The organism is Actinocrinis sp. (genome assembly GCF_035938995.1).
In the GTDB taxonomy this organism is placed as follows: Bacteria; Actinomycetota; Actinomycetes; order Streptomycetales; family Catenulisporaceae; genus DASZGI01.
The window spans coordinates 1-3,484 of sequence record NZ_DASZGI010000152.1 but is presented as its reverse complement, the minus strand read 5'-3'; the positions used below and the strand labels follow the sequence as shown (position 1 = coordinate 3,484).

The following is a 3,484-nucleotide window of genomic DNA, read 5'->3' as shown; positions in this document are numbered from 1 at the left end:
GTGCGCGAAGGTCGTCACCGCGGTGGACCCGGGCAGTGCGGCCGCGTCGGCGTCCGTGCAGGACGCCACGATCGGGGTGCTCGGCCTGCCGGTGATCAAGGTGGGGGTGGTGCAGTCCTCCTCCTCGACCGGCTGCGCCGGCTCGGTCGGCGCGGTCACGATCGCGTCGATCAGCGTGGGCGGGATCCCGCTGAACGTGGCGGTGCACCCGGGCGCGAACACCACGATCAGCGTGCTGGGGGTCACCCTGGTGCTGAACGAGCAGATCCCGGTGACCGGCGCGGACCAGGGCCTGACGGTCAACGCCGTGCACATCAAGGCCCTCGGGCTGCTGGACGTGGTGATCGCGTCCTCGACCAGCGACATCGGCAACTGCTAACCCACCCCCCGCACCACACCACCAGGGGCCGCCCGGCTTGTGCCGGGCGGCCCCGCCGCATTCCGGCTGCGTTCCGCGTGCGCTGCCAGCCGCTTCGCTCGCCCGTCTGGTCCGGCGCGTTCCATTCCCCGTCATCGCGAGCGAATATCCCCGCTGCTAGGGGGTAGTCGGAGCTGACCGCCGGGTTGCGTGATCACCGATCGAGCGGACCGCGACCCGGCGCGGGCGTTCGAACCGTGTCACAGAGGGAGATGGAGCATGCTCGTACTCGGACTGCTCATCCTCGCCGCGGCCGTCGTCGTCGGCGTTGCCGGAGTCGCGGCCAACACCGGCGCCGCGCACCAGCTGCCCGGTGGTATCGCACTCTTCGGCTATCACATCAACACCTCGACTGGAAAACTCTTCTTCTTCGGGCTCGTCATCGGCGCCATCGGGACGGTCGGCCTGCTGATGATGGCGGACGGGCTGCGGCGGAACGCGGCGTTGCGCAGGGAGCTGTTCCGCTTCCGGCGCGAGGCCAGGTCGCGGTCGCGGCGTTCCGCGCCTGCCGCCACTGCGCCGACAGCGCCGGTCGCCACAGCGCCGACCGCACCCGCCGAACCCCTCGTCGCGGCCGGTTCTGCGCGGCCCGCGTCGGGATCGGCGCCGACCTCCACAAACGGCGGCAGCACGGTCGGCCGGATGGCGCTGAAGCGCAGGCTGAGTGGCCTGCGGCCGCAGCGTCCGGCTGCTAAGCAGTGAGGCTGGGCGGCTAAGGAGACGCCGTCAGAGAGAGGGCCGTGCCCGCGACCGACTTACCCGGTGGTCGCGGACACGGCCCTGTTCGGCCCAGCGCGTCGAGCCCTGAATCCACTGATCGATTCGCTGACTGCGAAACCGGCTGGCGCGGGCGGCGGGGCCGGGGGAGGGTGGAAGGCATGCGCGACTACCGGTTCGGATTCAACCTCCGTGACACGACATCGCCCGCCGACCTGCGGGAGACCTGCCGCACCGCCGAAGAGTTCGGCTACGACGCGGTGCTCGTGCCCGACCATCTCGGCAAGGACTGCCCCTCGCCCTTCCCCACCATGGTCGCGGCCGCCGCGGCGACCGAACGCATGCGCGTCGGCTCGTTCGTGCTCAACATCGGCTTCTGGAACCCCGCCGTCCTGGCCCGCGATGTCGCCGCGACGGATCTGCTCACCGGGGGAAGGCTGGATCTCGGCCTCGGCGTGGGCTATATGAAGTCCGAGTTCGACGCGGCGGGCATCCCGTGGCAGCCCTTCGCCGAGCGCGTCGACCGGCTTGAGCGAACACTCGACGAGCTGGACCGGCTGTTCTCCCCGGACGCCCCGGACGGCTACCGAACCGCGCAGCATCCCCGGCCGCCGGTGCTGATCGCAGGTGGCAGTGATCGGGTCCTCAAGCTCGCGGCCAAGCGCGCGGACATCGTCGGCCACACCGCGATCTGGTCAGTTAAGGGCAAGCCGCCCGGCACGCTCCGGACCGGCAGCCACGAGGAGTTCGCCGAGCGGGTGCGCTTCTTCCAGGAACAGGCGGGCGACCGGCTCGCCGAGATCGAGGTCAACTTCCTGATCCAGGCGGTAGTCGTCGCGGACGACCGGCGCGCGGCGGCGGAGAAGGTCGTGGCCGAGCGCAACCTCGAGTTGACCGCGCAGCAGCTGCTCGACGCGCCGACCATCCTCATCGGCACGCTCGATCAGATCGCCGAGCAGGTCGCGGACCACCGCGAGCGCTACGGGATCACCTATTTCAGCGTGCACGAGCCGTACATGCGCACGTTCGGCCCCGTGATCAAGATGCTGCGGAGCTGACCCGACCGGGTCGGAACCGGTCCTGCCTCATCGGCTCCGATCGGGCCTGGCCGCACGCAATGGACCGGCCCAGCCGGGATCGTGTCAGGCCGGATCTGGCCAACTCAGCCGACGTCCGCGACCTCCACCACGAGCCCCGTGTCCGTGCGCTCGATCCGCAGCGCGCTGAGATCCGGAACCACCACGTCGGCGTCGAGATCGCCGGCATGGTGCGTAGCAGCCACCGCGATGCAGGCGGCTCCAGCAGCGCGGCCCGCCGCGAGTCCCGCCGGGGCGTCCTCGAGCACCAGGCAACGCGCGGGTTTCGCGCCGAGCAGTTCGGCCCCGAGCAGGAAGGGCTCGGGATCGGGCTTGCCACGGGCGACGTCGTCGGCGGTCACGAGGACCGGTGCGGTGAGACCGGCCGCACGCAAGCGCGCAGTGGCCAGGCCCCGCCCGGCCGACGTCACCACCGCGAGCGTGCCGGCGGGCGCGGCCGAAAGCAGCGCGACGGCCCCAGGGAGCGGGACGATGCCGTCGACGTCGGAGATTTCCAGCTCGTCCAGGCGTGCGGCCGCGCGGTCGACGCGTTCCGGATCCACCAGCTCGCGAAGGATCTCGACAGCCGGACGGCCGTGCCGGGGAACCGCGGCGAACCGGTCGGCCGGAATCGCGAACTCCTCGGCGAGCACCTTCCAGCCGCGCAGGACCGAGGCGGTCGAGTCGATCAGCGTGCCGTCCATGTCGACGAGCAGGGCATCTACCTCAAAGCGCATGGCGGCTATTCCCCGGTTTGCCCGTCGATCGCCTCGCGCAGCAGGTCGGCATGGCCGTTGTGCCGTGCGTACTCCTCGATCATGTGCACCACGATCCAGCGCAGGCTGGGAGACCGGCCGTCGGCCCACCCCCGCTGCGCCAGCTGGTCAAGGCCGCCGTTCGGCAGCGCCTGTGCGACAAGGGCACGGGAACGCTCCACGCTCGACTGCCACAGAGCGCGCAGCTCCTCAGGCGTATCGGACGCGGCCGAATCCCACTCCCAGTCGCGGTCGGCCTTCCAGTCGATCGCGTTCCACGGCGGCTGATAGTCGTTGCCATACAGCGACCGAGAGAACCACGAGTCCTCGACCAGCGCCAGATGCTTGATCATGCCCCCGAGGGTCATCGTCGAGGCGGCGATCCGGGTCTGGAGGCCAGCCGAGTCGAGGCCGGAGCACTTCCACTCGAACGTCGCGCGCTGGAAATCGAGGAAGCCCAGAAGCGTGGCGGCCTCATCGGCGGCAACGGGAGGCTCTGGACGCCCCTGTTCGTCCAT

At 70.6% G+C, this 3,484-nt stretch carries 5 protein-coding genes; 3 read left to right on the top strand and 2 right to left on the bottom strand.

Going from position 1 to position 3,484, the window contains the following annotated elements:
• The 3 genes from VGZ32_RS10925 to VGZ32_RS10915 form a co-directional block, all read left to right on the top strand.
• A partial coding sequence (locus VGZ32_RS10925; protein WP_326883670.1) for a choice-of-anchor P family protein occupies positions 1-379 on the top strand: 379 nt, incomplete at its 5' end.
• A 258-nt stretch (positions 380-637) separates the two neighbouring features.
• On the top strand, positions 638-1,120 hold the full coding sequence (locus tag VGZ32_RS10920) for a hypothetical protein (protein ID WP_326885818.1): 483 nt from the start codon (positions 638-640) through the stop codon (positions 1,118-1,120).
• A 176-nt stretch (positions 1,121-1,296) separates the two neighbouring features.
• Entirely contained in the window at positions 1,297-2,193 is an 897-nt protein-coding gene (locus tag VGZ32_RS10915) for an LLM class F420-dependent oxidoreductase (protein WP_326885817.1), read from the top strand.
• A gap of 104 nt (positions 2,194-2,297) precedes the next feature.
• On the opposite strand, the gene VGZ32_RS10910 is transcribed toward VGZ32_RS10915, so the two are convergent.
• Positions 2,298-2,948: an HAD-IA family hydrolase gene (locus VGZ32_RS10910; protein WP_326885816.1), complete on the bottom strand. Its 651-nt coding sequence runs from the start codon at positions 2,946-2,948 to the stop codon at positions 2,298-2,300.
• Positions 2,949-2,953: 5 nt separating this feature from the next.
• On the bottom strand, positions 2,954-3,484 hold a 531-nt coding region (locus VGZ32_RS10905; protein ID WP_326885815.1), incomplete at its 5' end, for a DinB family protein.